General features: G+C 74.3%; 20 protein-coding genes. 15 read left to right on the forward strand and 5 right to left on the reverse strand.

All coding sequences use genetic code 11. From position 1 onward, the window contains the following. Positions 1 to 26 precede the first annotated feature (26 nt). From AB2U05_RS18695 to AB2U05_RS18720, 6 genes are all read left to right on the forward strand, one after another. On the forward strand, positions 27 to 893 hold the full coding sequence (locus AB2U05_RS18695) for a glycerophosphodiester phosphodiesterase (RefSeq protein WP_052706495.1): 867 nt from the start codon (positions 27 to 29) through the stop codon (positions 891 to 893). Between the two features lie 162 nt (positions 894 to 1,055). After that, positions 1,056 to 2,018 carry a Ppx/GppA phosphatase family protein gene (locus tag AB2U05_RS18700; RefSeq protein WP_045699213.1) on the forward strand — a complete coding sequence of 321 codons (963 nt, stop codon included), beginning with the start codon at positions 1,056 to 1,058 and terminating at the stop codon, positions 2,016 to 2,018. 540 nt (positions 2,019 to 2,558) lie between these two features. Beyond that, positions 2,559 to 3,362 carry a sugar phosphate isomerase/epimerase gene (locus AB2U05_RS18705; protein ID WP_107073034.1) on the forward strand — a complete coding sequence of 268 codons (804 nt, stop codon included), beginning with the start codon at positions 2,559 to 2,561 and terminating at the stop codon, positions 3,360 to 3,362. Positions 3,363 to 3,407: 45 nt separating this feature from the next. After that, on the forward strand, positions 3,408 to 4,178 hold the full coding sequence (locus AB2U05_RS18710) for a class I SAM-dependent methyltransferase (RefSeq protein ID WP_369183798.1): 771 nt from the start codon (positions 3,408 to 3,410) through the stop codon (positions 4,176 to 4,178). A gap of 129 nt (positions 4,179 to 4,307) precedes the next feature. Next, complete coding sequence (gene ilvD / locus AB2U05_RS18715) at positions 4,308 to 6,152, forward strand: dihydroxy-acid dehydratase (RefSeq protein WP_045699209.1); 1,845 nt, start codon at positions 4,308 to 4,310, stop codon at positions 6,150 to 6,152. A 106-nt stretch (positions 6,153 to 6,258) separates the two neighbouring features. Further along, positions 6,259 to 6,789 (forward strand): hypothetical protein, encoded by a 531-nt coding sequence (locus AB2U05_RS18720; RefSeq protein ID WP_369183799.1) that lies wholly within the window; start codon positions 6,259 to 6,261, stop codon positions 6,787 to 6,789. Between the two features lies 1 nt (position 6,790). Here the strand turns inward: AB2U05_RS18720 and AB2U05_RS18725 are convergent, their stop codons facing one another. Beyond that, positions 6,791 to 8,122, reverse strand: a complete 1,332-nt coding sequence (locus AB2U05_RS18725; protein ID WP_369183800.1) for a hypothetical protein — start codon at positions 8,120 to 8,122, stop codon at positions 6,791 to 6,793. Positions 8,123 to 8,266: 144 nt separating this feature from the next. Beyond that, the gene (locus tag AB2U05_RS18730; protein ID WP_157882159.1) at positions 8,267 to 8,716 is read right to left on the reverse strand and encodes a hypothetical protein; all 450 of its coding nucleotides are present in this window, start codon (positions 8,714 to 8,716) and stop codon (positions 8,267 to 8,269) included. A gap of 156 nt (positions 8,717 to 8,872) precedes the next feature. Between AB2U05_RS18730 and proC the strand changes: the two genes are divergently transcribed. From proC to AB2U05_RS18765, 7 genes are all read left to right on the forward strand, one after another. After that, positions 8,873 to 9,700, forward strand: coding sequence for a pyrroline-5-carboxylate reductase (proC, locus tag AB2U05_RS18735; RefSeq protein ID WP_045699206.1), 828 nt, complete (start codon positions 8,873 to 8,875; stop codon positions 9,698 to 9,700). A gap of 85 nt (positions 9,701 to 9,785) precedes the next feature. Further along, on the forward strand, positions 9,786 to 11,006 hold the full coding sequence (locus AB2U05_RS18740; RefSeq protein ID WP_369183801.1) for an MFS transporter: 1,221 nt from the start codon (positions 9,786 to 9,788) through the stop codon (positions 11,004 to 11,006). 80 nt (positions 11,007 to 11,086) lie between these two features. Continuing rightward, the gene (locus AB2U05_RS18745; protein WP_045709786.1) at positions 11,087 to 12,283 is read left to right on the forward strand and encodes an acetoin utilization protein AcuC; all 1,197 of its coding nucleotides are present in this window, start codon (positions 11,087 to 11,089) and stop codon (positions 12,281 to 12,283) included. A 246-nt stretch (positions 12,284 to 12,529) separates the two neighbouring features. Beyond that, positions 12,530 to 12,739 (forward strand): helix-turn-helix domain-containing protein, encoded by a 210-nt coding sequence (locus AB2U05_RS18750; protein ID WP_045699258.1) that lies wholly within the window; start codon positions 12,530 to 12,532, stop codon positions 12,737 to 12,739. A 190-nt stretch (positions 12,740 to 12,929) separates the two neighbouring features. Beyond that, positions 12,930 to 13,028 (forward strand): AURKAIP1/COX24 domain-containing protein, encoded by a 99-nt coding sequence (locus tag AB2U05_RS18755; RefSeq protein ID WP_003948845.1) that lies wholly within the window; start codon positions 12,930 to 12,932, stop codon positions 13,026 to 13,028. A 219-nt stretch (positions 13,029 to 13,247) separates the two neighbouring features. Beyond that, positions 13,248 to 14,351, forward strand: a complete 1,104-nt coding sequence (locus AB2U05_RS18760) for an NAD-dependent epimerase/dehydratase family protein (RefSeq protein WP_369183802.1) — start codon at positions 13,248 to 13,250, stop codon at positions 14,349 to 14,351. A 7-nt stretch (positions 14,352 to 14,358) separates the two neighbouring features. Beyond that, complete coding sequence (locus AB2U05_RS18765) at positions 14,359 to 15,366, forward strand: lysophospholipid acyltransferase family protein (protein ID WP_045699203.1); 1,008 nt, start codon at positions 14,359 to 14,361, stop codon at positions 15,364 to 15,366. 89 nt (positions 15,367 to 15,455) lie between these two features. Here the strand turns inward: AB2U05_RS18765 and AB2U05_RS18770 are convergent, their stop codons facing one another. From AB2U05_RS18770 to AB2U05_RS18780, 3 genes are all read right to left on the reverse strand, one after another. Then, positions 15,456 to 16,769: a DUF5667 domain-containing protein gene (locus AB2U05_RS18770; RefSeq protein WP_045699201.1), complete on the reverse strand. Its 1,314-nt coding sequence runs from the start codon at positions 16,767 to 16,769 to the stop codon at positions 15,456 to 15,458. A gap of 270 nt (positions 16,770 to 17,039) precedes the next feature. Next, complete coding sequence (locus tag AB2U05_RS18775; protein WP_244178871.1) at positions 17,040 to 17,879, reverse strand: ECF subfamily RNA polymerase sigma factor, BldN family; 840 nt, start codon at positions 17,877 to 17,879, stop codon at positions 17,040 to 17,042. Positions 17,880 to 18,489: 610 nt separating this feature from the next. After that, positions 18,490 to 19,464: an HAD family phosphatase gene (locus tag AB2U05_RS18780; protein ID WP_045699198.1), complete on the reverse strand. Its 975-nt coding sequence runs from the start codon at positions 19,462 to 19,464 to the stop codon at positions 18,490 to 18,492. Between the two features lie 110 nt (positions 19,465 to 19,574). Here AB2U05_RS18780 and AB2U05_RS18785 point away from each other — a divergent pair, with 110 nt between their 5' ends. After that, positions 19,575 to 19,850 carry a glutaredoxin family protein gene (locus tag AB2U05_RS18785; RefSeq protein WP_045699196.1) on the forward strand — a complete coding sequence of 92 codons (276 nt, stop codon included), beginning with the start codon at positions 19,575 to 19,577 and terminating at the stop codon, positions 19,848 to 19,850. A gap of 162 nt (positions 19,851 to 20,012) precedes the next feature. Next, positions 20,013 to 20,759 carry a 3'-5' exonuclease gene (locus tag AB2U05_RS18790; RefSeq protein WP_045699193.1) on the forward strand — a complete coding sequence of 249 codons (747 nt, stop codon included), beginning with the start codon at positions 20,013 to 20,015 and terminating at the stop codon, positions 20,757 to 20,759. Positions 20,760 to 20,811 lie beyond the last annotated feature (52 nt).

Consider the following 20,811-nt stretch of genomic DNA (forward strand, 5'->3'; position numbering starts at 1 on the left):
CGAGCAGGAGCTGGAGCCACCGAGCCGTGACCGCCTCGCCCCGCGCCGCCCAGACGGCCGCCCTCGCCGCGCTCGCGTTCCTGGTGGCCGGGTGCGCCGCCGCCCCCGTGGACGGCCCCGTGCTGCGCAACCGCGCGCAGGCCGCCCCGCCGGCCTGCGACAACCCGCTGGTGGTGGGCCACCGCGGCTCCCCGCGCAGCGCTCCCGAGAACACCATGGCCTCCTTCGAGGCGGCCCTCGACCAGGGCGCGGACTGGCTGGAGACGGACGTCCAGACCACCCGGGACGGCGTGCCGGTGCTGATGCACGACCCGACCGTGGACCGCACCACCAACGGCAAGGGCGCGGTCGCCGACCTGACCGCCGCCCAGATCGCCGCGCTGCGGGTGACGGTCGGCCCCGGCTCGCCCGAGCCGGTGCCCACCCTGGAACAGCTGCTCAAGCGCCTGAGCGGCAGCAACGCCACGCTGCTGATGGAGATCAAGTGGCAGCGCACCCCGGAGGACGTCACCCGGATCGCCCGGATCGCGGCCGCCAGCGGCGCCCACGTCATCCTGTACTCCTTCTCCGCCGACCACCTGCGCCGCGCCCACGCCACCGCCCCCAACCTGCCGGTGGTGCTGATCCAGGGCTCCGCGATCGCCGAGAACCCGGGCGACCTGCCGCTGCACGGCCTGGCGCTGGAGACCCCGCTGGCGAGCGCGGCCCGGATCGCCGCCGAGCACCGGGCCGGCCGGGAGGTGTACGTCTGGACGGTCGACGACGAGGAGTCCTGGCAGACCATGGCCGCCCGCGGCGCGGACGGCGTGATCACCGACACCCCCGGCAAGGCCCGCCACTGGTCGGACACGAACTGCCTGCCCGAGCGCCGGGTTTCCGCGCGCGGGCACTGACCGCCCGACGACAACGGGCGCCCGCCGCCACCGAACCGATCGGAACCCGCCCGGAGCCCGATCGGAATCCGCTCGGAACCCGTACCGGAACCGGTCCCGGACCAGCGCGAATACCGCCACAACCGATCTCCCGCCGCCCCCGATCGCGTAACTTGGAGAGTTATGCGACTCGGTGTGCTCGACGTAGGTTCCAACACGGTCCACTTCCTCGTGGTGGACGCCCATCCGGGCGCTGCCCCGCTGCCCGCGTACTCGCACAAGGCCGAGCTGCGCCTGGCCGAACTGCTCGACGAGGACGGCGCGATCAGCGAAACCGGCGTCGAGCGGCTGGTCGGCCACATCGCCTCCTCGCTGCGGGTGGCCGAGGACAAGGGCGTCGTCGACATCCTGCCGTTCGCCACCTCCGCCGTCCGCGAGGCCGCCAACGGCGAGGAGGTGCTGCGCCGGGTGGCCGCCGAGACCGGCATCGAGCTGCGGGTGCTGTCCGGCCAGGACGAGGCCCGGCTCACCTTCCTGGCCGTCCGCCGCTGGTTCGGCTGGTCCTCCGGCCGGCTGCTCAACCTGGACATCGGCGGCGGCTCGCTGGAGATCGCCACCGGCCTGGACGAGCAGCCGGACGTCGCCTGCTCGCTGCCGCTGGGCGCCGGGCGGCTGACCGCCCGCTGGCTGCCGGGGGACGTCGCCGACGCGGACGGGCTGCGCGAGCTGAGACGGCACGTCCGGGCCGAGATCGGCACGGTGGTCGGCGAGATCACCCGGCTGGGGCCGCCGCAGCACGCCGTCGCCACCTCCAAGACCTTCAAGCAGCTCGCCCGGATGACCGGCGCCGCCCCCGCCGACGCCGGCCCGTACGCGGACCGCCGGCTCACCCGGGTCGGGCTGTCCGCGTGGCTGCCCCGGCTGTCCGCGATGACCGTCGCCGAGCGGGCGCAGATCCCGGGCGTCTCGGAGGGCCGGGCCAAGCAGCTGCTGGCCGGCGCGATCGTCGCCGACGCCGCGATGGACCTGTTCGGCCTGGACGAGCTGGACGTCTGCCCGTGGGCGCTGCGCGAGGGCATCATCCTGCGTCGCCTGGACCACATGGACACCCCCGCCGACCGGCAGCCCCCGGCGCTCACCGGCTGAGCCCGAGCGGCGGACGGGCCGCGGGCGACCGGGCGGGCGGACCGCGGCCGCGGCGGCCGGTTCGCGGCCGTCCGCCGGCCACCGGCTCCCCGTTCGCAGCGCGGTCCGCATACGCTGTCTCCCGTGGTGCAACCAGCGGGCGAGGACGGGACGCAGGAGGGCCGCGCTCCCGGGGACGGGCAGCAGCGGCCGGACGGCCCGCGCCGCAAGCTCGGCAAGGCGGTCAAGGGCGCCACGGCGGCGCAGGCCGGGAAGGCCGCGAAGGCCGTCAAGGCGGCCCAGCGCACCGCGAAGAAGGCCGCGCCCAAGAAGGCAGCGGACAAGAAGGCGGCGGCCGCCAAGGCCCCGACCGCCAAAACGTCCGCCAAAACGTCCGCCGAGGACCCCCGCGACCCCCGCGAGACCCGCACCGCCCGGGCCGCCGGCGCCGCCAAGGCCGCCGTCCAGTCGGTGCGCTCGGTCAAGGCCGCCAAGCGCGAGGCCGCCCGCCCGCCGCTGCTGCGCACCACCGACCGCCTCGTCCTGCCGCAGCACCCGGCCCTGCACATCCCCGACACCAAGGTGGTCCTCTCCACCGCCTCGGTGTACCCGGCGAGCACCGCCGTCGCCTTCGAGCTGGCCGCCAAGCTCGGCTACGACGGGGTCGAGGTGATGGTCTGGAACGACCCGGTCAGCCAGGACGTCGACGCCCTGCGCCGGCTCTCCGACGCCCACCAGCTGCCGATCCTGGCCGTGCACGCGCCCTGCCTGCTGATCACCCAGCGGGTCTGGACGACCGACCCGTGGACCAAGCTGGTCCGGGCCCGGGCGGCGGCCGAGAAGCTCGGCGCGAGCGCCGTGGTCGTCCACCCGCCGTTCCGCTGGCAGCGCCAGTACGCCCGGGAGTTCGTGGCGGGCGTGAACCGGATGGCGGGCGAGACCGACGTCCGCTTCGCCGTCGAGAACATGTACCCGTGGCGCTACCGCGACCGCGAGGTGCTGGCCTACGCCCCCGGCTGGGACGTCACCGAGGAGGAGTACCGGCACTTCACCATCGACCTGTCGCACGTCGCCACCTCCCGGATCGACGCCTTCGGCATGGTCGAGCGGATGGGCGACCGGCTGGCGCACGTCCACCTCGCGGACGGCAGCGGCTCGGGCAAGGACGAGCACCTGATCCCCGGCCGCGGCAAGCAGCCCTGCGCCGAACTGCTGGAGCACCTGGCCCGCACCGGCTTCGACGGCCACGTCGTGCTGGAGGTCAACACCCGCCGCGCCGCCTCACCGGCCGAACGCGAGGCCGACCTGGCGGAGGCGCTCGCCTTCACCCGCTTGCACCTCGCCACCCCCTCGCACGTACGCTGACCGGTGGGCCCGGGCCGACGCGAACGGCCGGGCGGAGGGGGAGAGATGACGGACCATCGGGACTACCGCGAAGCCGCGGCGAGCTTCGGCGCGGTCGCCGCCGAGTACGACCGGGGCCGCCCCGGCTACCCCGGCGAGCTGTTCGACGAGGTCGAGCGGCTCTGGGGCCGGGGCCTCAAGGGCGCCAGGGTCCTGGACGTCGGCGCCGGCACCGGCATCGCCACCCGGCTGCTGGCCGCCCGGGGCGCGGAGGTCGTCGCGGTCGAGCCCAGCGGCGGCATGGCCGCCCAGTTCGCGGCCTCCTCGCCGACGCTGCCGCTGGTCCGCGGCACCGGCGACGACCTGCCCTTCCACGACGGCTCCGCCGACCTGATCGCCTACGCCCAGGCCTTCCACTGGACCTACCCCGAGCGCTCCGTCCCCGAGGCGGTCCGGGTCCTGCGGCCCGGCGGCGCCCTCGCCGCCTGGTGGAACGTGCACGACGAGACCGTGCCGTGGGTCCGGGCCCGGGACGAGCGGATGGCCGCCGTCCTGCCGGACCGGTACCGCGGCTACGGCGGGATCGGCGGCCACACCGGCCACTTCGCCCCGGCAGGCCTCCGGGTCGAACGCGTGGTGCTGCACTGGGTGCGGCAGGTCACCGTCGAGCACGTGCTCACCGACCTCACCTCCCGCTCCTACCTGGCCTCGCTCGGCCCCGGGGAGCGCGCCCCGATCCTCGCCGCCGAACGGGAGGCCATGCTCGCCGAGTTCCCGGACGGCGTCGTGGTCGAGCCGTTCGCCCTGGACCTCACCGTGGCCGTCAAACCGGGCTGACGCCGCCTGCCCGCATCGCGGACGGCCCGTCCGCCGGTCGGACGGCGGGCGTAGGCTCGGTACCTACAGCGGCCCCCGCACCCTCCCACCGGCGGGGCGCCGGCGAGAGCCCCGAAGGAGTGGAGCACAGTGCCCGAGCTGAGGTCCCGTACGGTCACCCACGGTCGCAACATGGCGGGCGCCCGCGCGCTCCTTCGGGCCGCCGGCGTAGCCCGCGAGGACTTCGGCAAGCCGATCATCGCGGTCGCCAACTCCTTCACCGAGTTCGTCCCCGGCCACACCCACCTGCAGCCGGTCGGCCGGATCGTCTCCGAGGCGATCAAGCGGGCGGGCGGCATCCCGCGCGAGTTCAACACCATCGCCGTCGACGACGGCATCGCGATGGGCCACGGCGGCATGCTCTACTCGCTGCCCTCGCGCGACCTGATCGCCGACTCCGTCGAGTACATGGTCAACGCGCACTGCGCCGACGCCCTGATCTGCATCTCCAACTGCGACAAGATCACCCCGGGCATGCTGATGGCCGCGCTGCGCCTGAACATCCCGACCGTCTTCGTCTCCGGCGGCCCGATGGAGGCCGGCAAGGCCACCCTGGTCGACGGCACCGTGCGCAAGCTCGACCTGGTCGACGCCATCTCGCAGGCCGTCAACGAGAACGTCTCCGACGAGGACATCGCGATCATCGAGGAGAACGCCTGCCCCACCTGCGGCTCGTGCTCCGGCATGTTCACCGCCAACTCGATGAACTGCCTCACCGAGGCGATCGGCCTCTCGCTGCCCGGCAACGGCTCCGTCCTCGCCACCCACACCGCCCGCAAGGCGCTGTACGAGAACGCCGGGCGGACGGTCGTCGAGATCGCGAACCGCTACTACGGCGGCGACGACGCCTCCGTGCTGCCCCGGGCGATCGCCACCCGGGCCGCCTTCGAGAACGCCATGGCCCTCGACATCGCCATGGGCGGCTCGACCAACACCATCCTGCACCTGCTCGCCGCCGCCCAGGAGGCCGAGCTGGACTTCGACCAGCGGGCCATCGACGCGATCTCCCGCAAGGTGCCCTGCCTGTCCAAGGTCGCGCCCAACGGCTCGTACTACATGGAGGACGTCCACCGGGCCGGCGGCATCCCCGCCATCCTCGGCGAGCTGTACCGCGGCGGGCTGCTCAACGAGGACGTCCACACGGTGCACGCCGACTCGCTCGCCGAGTGGCTCAAGACCTGGGACGTGCGCGGCGGTTCGGCCTCCGCCGAGGCCGTCGAACTGTGGCACGCCGCCCCCGGCTGCGTCCGCTCCGCCGAGGCCTTCTCCCAGTCCGAGCGCTGGGAGTCGCTGGACACCGATGCGGCCAGGGGCTGCATCCGCAGTGTCGAGCACGCCTACTCCGTCGAGGGCGGCCTCGCCGTGCTGTACGGCAACCTCGCCGAGGACGGCTGCATCGTGAAGACCGCCGGTGTCGACGAGTCGATCTGGACCTTCAGCGGCCCGGCCGTCGTGGTCGAGTCCCAGGAGGACGCGGTCGAGGCGATCCTCGCCAAGCGGGTCAAGGAGGGCGACGTCGTCGTCATCCGCTACGAGGGCCCCAAGGGCGGCCCGGGCATGCAGGAGATGCTCTACCCGACGTCCTTCCTCAAGGGCCGCGGCCTCGGCAAGGCCTGCGCGCTGGTCACCGACGGCCGCTTCTCCGGCGGCACCTCCGGCCTGTCCATCGGCCACGCCTCCCCGGAGGCCGCCTCCGGCGGCACCATCGCCCTGGTCGAGGACGGCGACACCATCGCCATCGACATCCCGGGCCGGACGATCTCCCTGGAGGTGCCGGACGACGTCCTCGCCGAGCGCCGCCGCGCGCTGGAGGCGGCGGGCGGCTACCGGCCGAGGAACCGCGACCGCCAGGTCAGCCAGGCGCTGCGCGCGTACGCGGCGATGGCCACCTCGGCCGACAAGGGCGCCGTCCGGGACGTCACCAAGCTCGGCTGAGCGGCCGAGTAGCAGCAGCAGCGGAGGGGCCGTCCGGCCGCCCGGGAAACCGGGTGGTCGGACGGCCCCTCCGGCGTTCCCGGGCACCCGGGTGATAATCGACGGTGTGAGCGAGCAGCCCCCCACCACCGCACCCGAGCCCGCCGGAGCCCCCGCGCCGGAGGCGATCCGCTTCTTCGGCACCACCTGGCTCGACCGGGACAACGGCTACTGGCTGCGCCGCGTCGGCGTGTCGGTCGGCTCGCTGGCCGCCGCGGCCGCCGCCGTGCTGGTGCTGCGCTTCGGCGTCGAGGGCGTCGCCCTCTCCGACAACGGCGGCTTCGTCAACGGGCTGCTGACCGCCGCCATCGTGGTCTGCTCGATGATGTGCGTGCGGCGCACCTGGAAGCTGCTCACCGAGGGCCGGGACCAGCTCACCGGCTGGATGGCCGAGGACAAGTCGCTCGGCGCGGTCTGGCTGATCGGCGGGGCCGGCAGCCTGCTCGCCTACTTCGCCCGCAGCCTGGTCGAGGCGCCCGGCGAGGCCGTCAAGCGCGCCGCCCACGAGCGGGCCGTCGCCCAGCACGTCAAGCGCCAGGCGGGCCGCAGCGGCCGGCCCGACGCCAAGGCGCCGGGCCGGGGCAAGCGGAAGAAGTAGTTCAGTACCGGCTGACGGTGCCGCACTCGCCGTCGCCGTTGCCGTCGCCGGGCTTCAGCTCCCGGCTGCGGTCGTACGGGTCCTCCTTCGGCCCGGTCGGACGGTCGCCGGGGGTGCGGTCGTCGAACTGGTCGAAGTGCGGGTGGTAGAAGCCGTCGTAGACGAAGCACTCCGCGTTGCCGAACTCGGACGTGCTGCCGTCCCCGAACGCCAGCTTCTTCGGGTTGACCTGGTAGCGGGCCGGGTCGTAGAAGCGGAAGTTCTCCACCCGGCGGATCACGGTCCGGGTGGTCCAGGTGTCACCGGAGACGTCGTCCACCGGCGTCACCAGGCCGACGGGCTTCGCCGTCGAGTCGCCGGGGGCGGCGGGCCCGCTCGGCTTGGGCTGGGCGGGTTGGGTGGGCTTGGAGGGCTTCGGCAGCTTGCCCGCCTCCTTGCCCGGGCGCAGCGCGTACACGTAGCTGTAGTCGGCGTGGACCAGGACGCCCTTGTCGCCGTCGCCCTCGAAGCTGATCCGGCCCTGGACCTTCACCACGTCGCCGACCGGGATCGCCTCGCGCGGGTCGAAGCGGCTGAACCAGTTGGTCGGGTCGTTCTCCTTGGACGGGCTGTCCAGCGCCGCCGCCGCGTGGTCGCGCTCCTCGCGGTCCAGCATGGCCAGGGCGGCCTCCGGCCGGCCGCCGGCGAGGGCCTTCGGGTCCAGGTTGGCGGCGATCAGGTAGTCCTTGACCAGCTGGAGCTGCGCGGCGACCTGGTCGGCGGAGAACACGCCGGTGGCCTTGGCCTCGGGCAGGACGAACGCCTCGGCGCCGTTCGGCCAGCCCTCGGCGGGGGAGCCGGCCCACGGGCGCGCCACGGTCGGCCGGTCCTCGGCGACCTTCGGCGGCGCGGTGGTCGGCTTGGCGGTCTCCGGCGCGACGGTCGGCACGGGGGCGGAGGTGTCCGGGGAACCTCCGTGGAACCAGTTGCGCAGCCCGTCCACGTTGAGCGCGGCGAGCAGCACGACGATCGTCAGCGCCACGAACAGCGGGGTCTGCCACCGCTGGGAGCGGACCGGCCTCGGGTTGCCCCACGCGTCGTAGGCCAGGGCCTTCGGCTTGCGGCCGAAGCGGCGCTTGGGCGCCGGGCCGTCGTTGACCGAGCGGCGGCCGCCCGGGTCGACCGGCGGGGTGTGCTTCCACCGGGCGGCGAGCATGCGGGTGCGCCCGGCCTGCTCCTTGACATTGGCGCCCTTGACGAACTCCTCGTCCAGGACGAGGTCTGCGAACGGGTCCTTCCCGCCCGCCTCGCGGCCCTCGTCGGGGCGCGGTTCCGGATCTTCGGCTATCGGCATCGCGCCAGTATGCCGACCGGGTGTGACGAACCGTCGACCGGGGCCGCACCGTGTGGTGAACCCGTGTGCGAGACGGTCGGATTCACCGGCCTTCGTCCGGAAACGCGACGTCAGGACCGGTGCCACACGCTCGGCCCGGGTCGCTCACCCCTTGCCGCGGGCCTGCTTCACCGACCCCACCACGCCGACCACGGCCAGCAGGACGGCGGCCGGCAGGAGCGACTCGAAGAACGCCCAGAGCAGACCCGCGTCGCTGAGGAGCCACTGCGCCAGGGCGTTCAGCACCAGCAGCCCGCCGGCCGCCGGGAGGCCCGCCTGCCACGGGTGCGCGTCCGCCCAGCGGCGCAGCCGCCGGTCGGCGGTGTCGCGGCGCAGCTGCCCGCCGAGCGTCCCGACCAGGAAGAAGAAGAACAGACCCCAGCCGGCCGGGCCGGCCAGGATGCTCAGCGACCAGTGCCCCGAGATCAGGTCGATCCCCAGGACGGTCGCCCCCACCACCGCACCGACTCCCGCGGCCGTCCGCCACGGGCCCACCGTCGCCGAGGCGACGGCGAGTTGCCGGTTCTCTCGTCGGGACATGTCGTCGTGTGCCATACCTCCACGGTGCGCCCGCCCGTTCCCCGGGGCCATAGGGGAAACCCCCGAGTTTCTCCCTAGGTGCACCGCTCGGTGGTTCACGGACCGGACGGTCCGGCGCGGGCCCCGGGCGCGGTGCGAGGATGGCCGCAGTACCGAGGCAAGGAGCGGACCATGGGCAGCAGCGCAGCACACGGGCAGAAGATCGCCTTCCTGGGCACCGGCAAGATCGGCGAGGCCCTGCTCTCCGGTCTGCTGCGGGCCGGCAAGGACCCGGCGGACGTGCTGGTGACCGCCCGCCGCCCGGAGCGGGCGGCCGAACTCGCCGCCCGGTACGGCGTGGTCGCCGTCCCCAACGCCGAGGCCGCCAAGCTCGCCGACACCCTGATCCTCGCGGTCAAGCCGCAGGACATGGGCACCCTGCTGGAGGAGCTGGCCCCGTACGTCAGCCCGGACCGACTGGTGATCTCGGCCGCGGCCGGCGTCCCGACCGCCTGGTTCGAGGCGCGGCTGGCGGCCGGCACCCCGGTGGTGCGGGTCATGCCCAACACGCCCGTCCTGGTGGACGAGGGGATGAGCGTGATCTCCGGCGGCTCGCACGCGACCGAGGAGCACCTGGTGCGGGCCGAGGAGATCTTCAGCTCGGTCGGCAAGGCGCTGCGGCTGCCCGAGTCCCAGCAGGACGCGGCCACCGCGCTGTCCGGCTCCGGCCCGGCCTACTTCTACTTCCTGGTCGAGGCGATGACGGACGCCGGCATCCTGCTCGGCCTGCCCCGGCAGGTGGCGCACGACCTGATCGTGCAGTCCGCGATCGGCGCCTCGGTGATGCTGCGCGACTCCGGCGAGCACCCGGTGAAACTGCGCGAGGCGGTCACCTCCCCGGCCGGCACCACCATCGCGGCCATCCGCGAGCTGGAGAACCACGGGGTGCGGGCCGCGCTGCTGGGCGCCCTGGAGGCGGCCCGGGACCGCTCCCGGGAGCTGGCCTCCGGCGGGAAGTGAGCGCTGCGCGACCCCTCCCGCAAACCCGGCGCACCCCCTACGCTCTCGGCCTACATCGTCGTACCGGCCAGTAGCGAGGTCCCGCATGAGTGCCGCGCCATCCGAGCAGCCCGTCCCCTCCTCGACGGCGCCCGGCCTGCGCGCCGGGCGGGCGGCGCTGGCCGTCGGCTTCGTGCTGCAGGGCACCGTCTTCGCCCTGCTGGTCACCAGCATCCCGGAGATCCAGCGCCGGTACGGGCTGAGCGACGGCCTGCTGCCGGCCTTCCTGGCGGCGGTGCCGATCCTGGCCGGGGCCGGCTCGCTGGCCTCCGAGCAGGTGGTGAAGCGGATCGGCGCCCGCGCGGTGCTGCGGGTGGTGCAGCCCGGCGTCTGCCTGAGCCTCGCGGCCGCCGGGCTCGGTGACGCGCTGTGGCAACTCGCGCTCGCCCTGGGCGCGTTCGGGCTGCTGGTGGGCGCCCTGGACGCCAGCATGAACATGCTCGGGGTGGGCCTGCAGCACCGCTACGGCCGCTCGATCATGATCGGCTTCCACGCCGCGTTCAGCCTGGGCGGCATCCTCGGAGCGGCGATCGCCGGCCTCGGCTCGCACGACGACGTCGGCCTGCCGGTGCTGTTCGGCACCGCCGCCGCGGTGGTCGCCCCGCTCGCGGTGCTGACCGGCAGGTACTTCGCCGGCCCGGCCGAGCTCGGCGACGCCGTCCGGGAGGCCGCCGAGGCCGCCGCCCGGTCCATCCCCTGGCGGCCGCTGCTGCCGCTGTGCCTGGCGATGGCCTTCGCGTACATCGCGGACGCCTCGGTCTCCAACTACAGCGTCAAGTACCTCACCGACGGCCTCGGCAGCCGCGACGACCTCGCCAAACTCTCCTACCTCGGCTACATGGTGGCGATGCTGCTCGGCCGGGCCCTGGGTGACCGCGCGGTGCAGCGCTTCGGCGCCGTGCCGGTGGTCCGGGCCGGCGCCGCGCTGGCCGCGCTCGGCTTCGCGCTGGCCGCCGTCGCGCCCGCGCCCTGGGCCGGCATCGCCGCCTTCACCGTGCTGGGCTTCGGCATCTGCGCGATCATCCCGCAGGTCTTCGCGGCCGGCGGCCGGCTCTTCCCGGCCGACTCGGACGCCGCGGTGGCCCGGCTCAACCTGTTCAACTACGTGGGTTTCCTGGTGGGTTCGCCGCTGGTCGGCGCGGTCGCGGACGCCAGCTCGTACCGCTGGGCGCTGCTCGCCCCGATGCTGCTGGTGCTCGCCGTCCTGCCGCTCGCCGACCGCTTCGCCCCGGCCCCCGCCACCGCGGCACTGGCGGAGGCCGGCTGACCGGCTGACCGGCGCCACCGCCCCCGCCGGCCGCGGCCCTGACAACCTGGCGGCCACCGCCACCCACTACGGTGGAGGCCATGCCCGAAGCCGAGCGTGACCTGCCCTGCGGCCTGCACCTGTTCTGGGACGAGGCCGTCACCGCCTACGACTTCGGCCCCGGCCACCCGATGGACCCGACCCGGCTGGCGCTCACCATGCGCCTGGTCGAGGACCTGGGGCTGACCGCCGGGCCCGGGGTGACGCTGCGCTCCGCGCCCGCCGCCGGGGACTCCACCCTGCGGCTGGTGCACACCCGCGCGTACGTCGAGGCGGTCCGGCACGCCGCCGCCCACCCCGAGGAGTCCGACCCCGCGCACGGGCTCGGCACCGACGACAACTGGTCGTTCCCGGCCGTCCATTCGTCCGCCGCGCTGATCGCCGGCCAGTCCGTGGCCGCGGCCGAGGCGGTCTGGCGCGGCGAGACCCCGCACGCCGTCAACTTCGCCGGCGGGCTGCACCACGCGATGCCCGGCAAGGCCTCCGGCTTCTGCGTCTACAACGACCCGGCCATCGCCATCGCCCGGCTGCTCGAACTCGGCGCCGAGCGCGTCGCCTACGTCGACGTGGACGTCCACCACGGCGACGGCGTCCAGGAGGCGTTCTGGAACGACCCCCGGGTGCTGACGGTCTCGCTGCACGAGCACCCGGCCACGCTGTTCCCGCAGACCGGCTGGCCCACCGAGACCGGCGGCCCGGACGCCCCCGGCTCCGCCGCCAACCTGCCGCTGCCCGCCGGCACCGGCGACGCCGGCTGGCTGCGCGCCTTCCACGCGCTGGTGCCCGAACTGATCGGCGCGTTCCGGCCGCAGGTCCTGGTCACCCAGCACGGCGCCGACACCCACCTGGAGGATCCGCTCGCCCACCTCGCCGTCACCGTGGACGCCCAGCGGCTGATCGCCGAGGAGCTGCACGGCCTCGCCCACGAGCACGCCGGCGGCCGCTGGGTGGCCACCGGCGGGGGCGGATACGCGGTGGTCGACGTCGTCCCGCGCACCTGGACCCACCTGGTCGCCACCGCCGCCGGCCGGCCCGTCGACCCGGCCACCGAGACCCCGGAGGCCTGGCGCGCCGAGGTCCACCGCCGCACCCGCCGCCCCGCCCCGCTGCGGATGACCGACGGCGCGCGCCCGGTCTGGCACGACTTCGAGGCGGGTTACGACCCCGCCGACCGACTCGATCAGGCCATCCTCGCGGCCCGCCGAGCGGTGTTCCCGCACCACGGACTGTTGGCCTGAATCCGGCGTTTCACCCGTCCCGGAGCGCTCCACGCCCCTGCCGCGGGCGGGCCGTGCGTACGCCGACCGGTGCCATCCGCCGAGCGGCTACGTACTGCAACGGTCCTATCTCTCACCGTACGAGGACTGCACCTCCCCTCTTCCCACTGGTACCACCCATAACTACTCTGGGGATACACGTGTGCCGGTGGAGTCACCGGAGGGGAAGCCGGTGCCTTGCACACGGGTAAGGGTCGGGTGATGGTCATGAGTTCCGTCGAGCGCCCCCTGCAGGAAGTCGTCTTCCTGACCGTGGCGGAGGTCGCCGCGGTCATGCGGGTGTCCAAGATGACGGTGTACCGGCTGGTGCACAGCGGAGAGCTGCCGGCCATCCGGGTCGGACGCTCCTTCCGGGTGCCGCAGCAGGCGGTGCACGAGTACCTGAAGGAGTCCTACGTGCGGCTCGAGAGCGCGTAGGGCCCGGGTGGTCGGGCTCGGGTCCACAGCGGTGGTCCCGGGCCCGTTCGCCGCTGATTTCCCACGAGTTTCCCGGTCCGGGGGAGTGCGATTACGGCCCGGGCGTCGTGGACGGTAGGCTAGGCCCTCACGTCAGTCGTATGGACTCCGTCTCTCACGGGCGAGAGTCTCAGTGAGCGAGGGTTGTTCCGTGGGCTCTGTCATCAAGAAGCGTCGCAAGCGTATGGCCAAGAAGAAGCACCGCAAGCTTCTGAAGAGGACCAGGGTCCAGCGTCGCAACAAGAAGTAACGCCTGAGCCTGCGCCTCCCCGCCTCTGCGGGGGTGATCCGCGCACACGCGTACAGCGGCGCAGGAAGAAATAGTGCCCCCGCCCTCGCGGGGTTCAGGCGTTTCACCGCCCGCCCAGGCCTTCGTGGCCTGGGCGGGCGGTGTCGTTTCACGGCCCGCCCCGGTGGCGCGGTACGGTGCACGCGGACCGCTCGGTCGAGTGAAATGGGGTGCAGCACCGTGGGTGTGGTCGTGCTCGTCACCGGTGTGGCACGCCATCTGGGTGCCCGCTTCGTCGCCGAGCTCCGCCGCCGTCCGGGCGTGGACCTGGTCGTCGGCGTGGACGTGCAGCCGCCGAAGCAGTCCGCCGAGGAGCCGGCCGGCCCGCTCGCCCCGTACCGCTTCCACCAGCTCGACCTGCGCCGCCCGGCCGTCGCCCGGGTGATCGCCGAGCACCGGGTCGACACCGTCGTCCACCTCAGCGTCAGCGCCACCGGCCTCGGCTCCACCCACCGCTCCGCGGTGAAGGAGTCCAACGTCATCGGCACCATGCAGCTGCTCGGCGCCTGCCAGAAGGCGCCCGGGGTGCGCCGGCTGGTCGTGAAGTCGACCACCGGGGTGTACGGCTCCGCGCCCCGCGACCCGGCGGTGTTCAGCGAGCGGATGCAGCCCAAGGACCAGCCCGGCAGCGGCTTCGCCAAGGACGCGTCCGAGGTCGAGGGCTACGTGCGCGGCTTCGCCCGGCGCCGTCCGGACGTCGCGGTGACGGTGCTGCGCTTCGCCAACATCGTCGGCCCGCAGGCCGACACCCCGCTCAGTGAGTACTTCGCGCTGCCCGTCCTGCCGACCGTCCTCGGCTACGACCCGCGGCTGCAGTTCGTGCACGAGGACGACGCCGTCGCCGTCCTCTGCCGCGCCGCCGCCGAGCCCGAGCCGGGCACCGCCAACACGGGGACGTTCAACGTGGCCGGCGAGGGCGTACTGCTGCTGTCCCAGTGCGCCCGCCGGCTCGGCCGCCCCACCCTGCCGCTGCTGCTGCCCGCCGTCAGCTGGATCGCCGGCCTGGCCCGGCAGACCCGGCTGGTGGACGTCTCCCCCGAGCAGCTGCGGCTGCTCACCCACGGGCGGGTGGTGGACACCACGCGGCTGCGGGAGACCTTCGGCTACCGCCCGGCGTTCAGCACCCCGGAGGCCTTCGCGGACTTCGCCGCCGCGCAGGGCCCCGGTCTGCTGCCGCCCGAGCGGCTGGCCGCCGCCACCGACCGGCTGGCCGGCCTGCTCGGCCCGGACCGGGCCGCCGTCACCCCCGCCGTACCGAACCGCCCCCGCCGCCCGAGGAGCTGAACCCGCGATGAGTGCCGCCGCCGAGAACGCGCCGGGCGAGGCCAAGGTCATCCCGATCGAGTCCGCGCCGAGCTGGAACGAGCCGGACGGCCCCACGCTGCCCGACCGGCTCGCCGGGGCGGTCGGCGGGGCGCTGTCCGGGCAGCTCGGCCCGGCGGCCACCAAGCTGTTCGGCAAGGGCTGGGAGGGCCGGGCCACCGAGCGGCTGGCGTTCCTGCGCCGCCGGCTCACCGGCGACTACGAGGTCGACGAGTTCGGCTTCGACCGGGAGCTGACCGAGGAGGTGCTGCTCTCGCTGCTGCGCCCGCTGGCCGAGAAGTACTTCCGGATCGACGTCCAGGGCGTCGAGAACATCCCGGCCGAGGGCGGCGCGCTGATCGTCGCCAACCACTCCGGCACGCTCCCGCTGGACGCCCTGATGACCCAGGTGGTCATCCACGACCACCACCCGCACCGCCGGCACCTGCGGATGCTCGCCGCCGACCTGGTCTTCGTGCTGCCGGGGGTCAACGAGCTGGCCCGCAAGGCCGGCCACACCCTGGCGTGCAACGAGGACGCCCAGGCGCTGCTGGAGCGCGGTGAGATCGTCGGGGTCTGGCCGGAGGGCTTCAAGGGCATCGGCAAGCCCTTCGCCGAGCGCTACAAGCTGCAGCGCTTCGGGCGCGGCGGCTTCGTCTCCTCGGCGCTGCGGGCGAAGGTGCCGATCGTGCCCTGCTCGATCGTCGGGGCGGAGGAGACGTACCCGATGATCGGGAACGTGAAGACGCTGGCCCGGCTGCTGGGCCTGCCGTACGTGCCGATCACGCCGACCTTCCCGTGGCTGGGGCCGCTCGGGGTGCTGCCGCTGCCGACCAAGTGGACGATCCGGTTCGGCGAGCCGATCGCCACCGACGGCTACCCGGCGGAGGCGGCGGACGATCCGATGCTGGTCTTCGACCTGGCCGACGAGGTCCGGGAGACCATCCAGCGCACCCTCTACGAGCTGCTGGTGCAGCGGCGTTCGGTGTTCTTCTGATCGGCGCTCTTCTGATCGGTGTTCCTCTGGTCGGGAACCTCGCGGGGCCCCGGCGGAACCAGCTCCGCCGGGGCCCCGCGAGGTGTCGCTCAGCTGCCGCCGAGGATGCGCAGCCCGGGCAGCAGCCCCGGGATCAGCGGCGGCACGTCGACGCCCTGCTGCGGGGCGCCGCCCGCCGCGCTGGGCGTGCCGGGGGCCTGCGGGGCCTGCGGCGGGGCGGCGTCGGCGCTCGGCGAGGGCTTGGCGGCGGTGAGCCCGCCGGTGAGGTCGCCGACCAGGCCGTTGACGGCGTCCGCGCCGTTGCTGGGCACGGCGCTCGGCAGGCCGCCGCCCTTGGCGCCGGTGCCGGGCAGGACGAGGCCGGAGCCGGCCGGGCTGCGGTCGGTGTCGCCGGGGCGGGCCGCCCCGCCCGTGCCGGTGCTGCCGCCCTGGGGCTGGTCGGCGCCGGGCGCGGTGCCGGTGCCGCCCGCCGGGGTGTCGCCGGGGGCACTGTCGGTGGCCTGGCCGGACTGTCCGCCGCCCGCTCCGGTGCCGGCCGGTGCGCCGCTCTTCGCGGCGGGCTGGGCCAGGCGCAGGGGCGCGACGTCCTCGCTTATGTCGTCGAAGAGCTGGTTCACCAGGTGGGCCTGCTGGGTGAGTTGGACGGGCAGCTTGCCCTCCAGCTCGGTCCAGCTGCCGTCCTCGTCCTGGGCGAAGCCGGCCAGCGCGCGCATCGGGTCGAGCGAGCCGTTGCTGCGGTAGACCGAGCGCAGCAGCTCGCGGCCCTTGAGGGCGTCGGCGTGCATGTCGTCCAGGGCGCGGCGGACCCGGTCGACGGTGCCCGGGCTGAGCGCGCCGGCCGGATCGGTGCGGCCGACCAGCGTCCTGGCCTCGCCGAGCCGGGTGGCGGCGTTGTCGAGCAGCAGCTGCCCGCGCTCGGAGTCGGAGTCCGCGAGGTCGAGCCGGAGCCCCTCCAGTCCGCGCTTCATGCCGTAGAGCGTGTCCCCCGGGAGGGCGTTGGAGCTGGCGGCGGCGGCGCCGGCCAGGCTGCCCACGGCGAGTCCGGCGACCAGTCCGCCGATCGCGAACCGGCGGCTCCAACGGCCGCGCGGCGCGGTGCGGATCGCCCGGTGGCGCCGCTGGCGGGGCACCGTGGCGCCCGGTCCACCGGCGAAGGCCTGCTCGAACGCGGCCATCAGCTGGGCGCGTTGGACCGTGCGGACCTCGCGGTCCAGCTCCGGCCCGGGCAGCGCTCCCAGCGCGTCGGCCACTGAGACCAGTTCGGCCACCGCGGTCGAGCCGGCGCCGGTGGCGGCGGTGTCGGCCGAGCCGGTGCCGTCCGCGTGGCGTTGCTCCGTCTGGTGGGCCTCCAGCGCCTCGGCGAAGGCCTTCGCCCGTCGGTGCTCCAGCACGTTTGCCGTCACGGGCCACACCTCCCTTCGTCGTTGTCGACACCCCGGCCTGCCGGACGGTTGCCTCGGCTGGCCAAAGCCACTCCATCGGGTGACAGGTCGCAATTCGGCTTGACCGTACGCCTGGTGGAGACTTGCACGCTGGCCAACGAGCGGTACGGGCGGTCGGTTACGCGTGGCTGATCATCGGATCGACCGTTCACCCGGACGTGTCGATCGGGCACGGATGGTGACGGCCGGCCCGCTCCCCGCGCGGCTATCGCGCCTTCGGGCACCGCGGCCTCACCGCGCGTCGGGCGGCAGCAGGCGGGCCAGGGTGCGCACGGCGCGGTACTGGAGGGTCTTGATGGCACCCTCGTTCTTGCCCATGATCCGCGCCGTCTCGGCCACCGAAAGCCCTTGCAGGAAGCGGAGGGTGACGCACTCCTGCTGCTGCGGGTTGAGCCGGCGCACCGCGTCCAGCAGGGCGGCGTTGGAGAGCGACTCCAGCACCGAGTCCTCGGGGCTGCGCTCGCACTCGTTGGAGTCGAGCATCTCGCCGGTGGTGACCTCCAGCCGGAAGCGGCTGGACTTGAAGTGGTCGGCGACGAGGTTGCGGGCGATGGTGACCAGCCAGGCGCCGAAGTCCCGGCCCTGCCAGGTGAAGGTGCCGATCCGGCGCAGCGCGCGCAGGAAGGTCTCGCTGGTGAGGTCCTCGGCGGTGGCCCGGCTGCCGACCCGGTAGTAGATGTACCGGTAGACGGTGTCCGCGTAGTGGTCGTAGAGCCGGCCGAAGGCCTCGCTCTCGCCGTTCTGGGCGCGCTCGACCAGCTCCATGATCGGGTTGTGCTCGGTCTCGTAGCCGGGGCTGGGCGCCGTGCGGGAGCGGCTGCGGCCGATGCCGGTGGTGCCGGTGCGGCCGCGCGAGCCGGTGCCGGTCGAGCCGGCCGCGGTGGTGCGCAGCAGCGTTCCGGGGCCGTGCTCGGGGCCGTACGGCTGGCCGAACGGCGCCCCGGCGGGCACGAGTTGGGGCGTGGCGGCGGCGAGCTGGCTGCGCAGCAGGTTGCGCAGCAGGTCCAGGCCGGTGGCGATCTGCCGCTCGGCCGGGCGGGCGCGGAGGCCGGTGCGGGGGCGCAGGGGCACGGACGACGGGCGGGAGGGTGCAGGCGCGTCGTTCCGGACGGGTGGGTACACGGGACTCCCAGAGGCAGAACTGTGGACGGATCACCTCCGCCTGCGCGGAGAGCACGCCGCGTGCCGCCCGTTCGAGCGGGGCGGGTGGGTGACGTGCATCCAGGAGAGAATAACGCTTTGTGCAATGACAGCTACACCGTGTGGTCGAAGTGGTCGTTTGAGATCCGTTTGATGTGCATATTCGGCTGACACTGACCGGAGATGTCAGCCTTCATCCGGCTCAACGTGACCGAATGGGCGCCCAGGGTGACCAATTCGAGGGCGTGGCGGGCGGTTTCCCAGCCTCGGCGGTCGGCAATCCCCGACTTTCCCGGCTCGACGAACGATCAGATCCGGTCACCGGCCGTCAGGTTCGCACAGCGCGGCGGGAAATGCCTGGTGGGAGCGGGAGTTCGCCCGTACGAGGGGGCGGATCGAGGCCCCGGTTGACGTCGGAATCACCCGCCAGGGGGAGCGGCGGGGAAGCGTCGGGGGAACGGTGGGTGAACGGCGGCCGGAGCGGGTCGCCGCCCCCGCGGCGGGAGTTCGGGCGTGGCGGGAGCTCAGGCGTGGCGGGGGTTCAGGCGCGGCGGTGCCGGCGCTGCAGCGCGACCGCGGCCGCCGTCGCCCCGGCGAGCACCCCGAGCGCGGCCGCCGCCGGCAGCCCGACCCGGGCCGCCTTGCGCCCGGTGCGGAAGTCCCGCACCCGCCAGCCCTGGGCCCGCGCGTGCCGGCGCAGCGCGCCGTCCGGGTTCACCACGTACGGGTGGCCGACCAGCGAGAGCATCGGGATGTCGTTGGCCGAGTCGCTGTACGCGGCGCAGCGGTCGAGGTCGAGGCGTTCGCGCCGGGCGAGCGCGCCGACCGCGGCCGCCTTGGCCGGGCCGTGCAGCAGGTCGCCGACCAGCCGGCCGGTGTAGTGGCCGTCCCGGGCCTCGGCGACGGTGCCGAGCGCGCCGGTCATGCCGAGGCGGCGGGCGATGATCCGGGCCACCTCCAGCGGGGCCGCGGTGACCAGCCAGACCCGCTGGCCGGCGTCCAGGTGCATCTGGACCAGGGCGCGGGTGCCGGGCCAGATCTTGTCGGCGACGACGTGCTCGAAGACCTCCTCGCAGATCGCCTCCAGGTCGGCGGTGCGCTTTCCGGCGACGATGCCGAGGGCGGTGTTGCGGGCGTCCGAGATGTGGTCCGGGTCCTCGGTGCCGTGCACCCGGAACACCGCCTGCTGCCAGGCGAAGCGGGCGATGTCGCGGCGGGTGAGGAAGCCGTGCCGGTAGAGGCCGACGCCGAGGTAGAAGATCGCGGCGCCGCGCAGGATGGTGTTGTCGCAGTCGAAGAAGGCGGCGGCGTGCGGGTCGTCCCGGTCCGGGGTGTGGTTGCCGGCGGGGGCCTTGGGCGTGCGGCCGGTGCCGGTCTTCCCGGTGGCGGGGGCGGCGGCGGGCTCCGGAGCGGCCCGCAGCGCGGCCTCCGCCGCCTCCGCGGCGGCTTCGCCCGCCAGGGCGCTCCGCTCGCTGCTGGAACGCTTTGCCTGGGTGAGCCTTCGGAGCACGGCCATGTCACCGAGCATAGCCAGCCGGGAGGGCGGAGACCGTGACGAAGGCGTGCCCTCGGGGTGAACGGCTCCCGGGTGGGGGCCGACCGGGCTCCGGGGCGCAGAATGTCCCGGTGAGCCCACTGCTGCGACGCAAGAGTCCGAAGCCCGCGGACCGTACCGTGACGATGCTCGGCAAGCCCGGCTGCCACCTGTGCGACGACGCGCGCGAGGTGCTGCTGCGGGTGACCGGCGAGCTGGGCGCGGCCTTCGAGGAGAAGGACGTCACCCAGGACGAGGAGCTGTTCCGGCGCTACGGCGAGCAGATCCCGGTCACCCTGATCGACGGCCGCCAGCACGACTTCTGGCGGGTCGACGAGGCCCGCCTGCGCAAGGCCCTCGGCGCCTGACGGAAGCCCGTACGGCCGCCGCCGCCCCCGCCGGTCGGCGGGGGCGGTTCGCCGAATCGTTGCCGAAGACACTCCGTTCGGGCTTGGTTCGGGGCGCCACGGTCGGCTTACGATCGAACGCGTTTGCGCCCGTGGGGGGCTGAGCACACGAGGAGTGCCGCCATGCTTCCCCGCCCGACCCCCGCGCCGCCCGAAGCCCCGTCCGCGGGCCGGGGTTTCGCCGTGGTGGACGTGGAGGCGACCGGCCGCAGCCCGTGGCGGCACCGGATGGTCGAGGTCGCGGTGGTGCTGCTGGACGAGCGGCTGTGCCCCGAGGGGGAGTTCGCCACCCTGCTGGACCCGCTCGGCCCGGTCGGCCCGACCCATGTGCACCGGATACGGCAGGCCGACGTCGAGGGCGCCCCGCGCTTCCGCGAGATCGCGCCCCGGCTGCTGGAGCTGCTGGCCGGCCGGGTGCTGGTGGGCCACCACGTGACCTGCGACCACGGCTTCCTGGAGCGCGAGTTCGCCCGGATCGGGGTGCCGCTGCCGCCCGTCCCGCTGCTGTGCACGATGGAGCTGGCCCGCGCCCACCTGCCGCAGGCCCGCAGCCACGGCCTGGCGGCCTGCGTGGAGGCGGCGGGTCTGGGCTGGTACCCGGCGCACACCGCGCTGGGGGACGCCCGGGTGACGGCGGAACTGCTGCGGCACTGCGTCGGCGCCCCGTCCTGCCCGCCGGACGACTGGGCGGGCCCGCTGCGCGAGGCGGCCGGGGTGCCCTGGCCCCGGCTGGGCCGGGCCCGCTCCCGCCCGTCCGGGGCGGCCGTGCCGCTGCTGCGCCGGGAGGCGCCGTACGGGCCGTGGCTGCCGGGTGCCCAGGCCCCGGCGGTGGTGCTGACGCAGTGCGGTGCTATGGGCTCCACGGCGTGATGCGTGTCACTGTGCGGGGACAAATCGGACACCATCTTTGTGCACACGTTCA

Origin of the sequence: Streptomyces sp. Y1, from assembly GCF_041053115.1 — a bacterium.
Taxonomy (GTDB): domain Bacteria; phylum Actinomycetota; class Actinomycetes; order Streptomycetales; family Streptomycetaceae; genus Kitasatospora; species Kitasatospora rubellomurina.

Bases quoted from the DNA above. Each gene is read 5' to 3' on its own strand.
- AB2U05_RS18730 (WP_157882159.1), bottom strand. From the start codon at position 8,716: ATGGCACACGACGACATGTCCCGACGAGAGAACCGGCAACTCGCCGTC.
- AB2U05_RS18745 (WP_045709786.1), top strand. From the start codon at position 11,087: ATGCCCGAAGCCGAGCGTGACCTGCCCTGCGGCCTGCACCTGTTCTGG.
- AB2U05_RS18700 (WP_045699213.1), top strand. From the start codon at position 1,056: ATGCGACTCGGTGTGCTCGACGTAGGTTCCAACACGGTCCACTTCCTC.
- AB2U05_RS18725 (WP_369183800.1), bottom strand. From the start codon at position 8,122: ATGCCGATAGCCGAAGATCCGGAACCGCGCCCCGACGAGGGCCGCGAG.
- AB2U05_RS18765 (WP_045699203.1), top strand. From the start codon at position 14,359: ATGAGTGCCGCCGCCGAGAACGCGCCGGGCGAGGCCAAGGTCATCCCG.
- AB2U05_RS18780 (WP_045699198.1), bottom strand. From the start codon at position 19,464: ATGGCCGTGCTCCGAAGGCTCACCCAGGCAAAGCGTTCCAGCAGCGAG.
- AB2U05_RS18740 (WP_369183801.1), top strand. From the start codon at position 9,786: ATGAGTGCCGCGCCATCCGAGCAGCCCGTCCCCTCCTCGACGGCGCCC.
- proC (WP_045699206.1), top strand. From the start codon at position 8,873: ATGGGCAGCAGCGCAGCACACGGGCAGAAGATCGCCTTCCTGGGCACC.
- AB2U05_RS18710 (WP_369183798.1), top strand. From the start codon at position 3,408: ATGACGGACCATCGGGACTACCGCGAAGCCGCGGCGAGCTTCGGCGCG.
- AB2U05_RS18750 (WP_045699258.1), top strand. From the start codon at position 12,530: ATGAGTTCCGTCGAGCGCCCCCTGCAGGAAGTCGTCTTCCTGACCGTG.
- AB2U05_RS18790 (WP_045699193.1), top strand. From the start codon at position 20,013: ATGCTTCCCCGCCCGACCCCCGCGCCGCCCGAAGCCCCGTCCGCGGGC.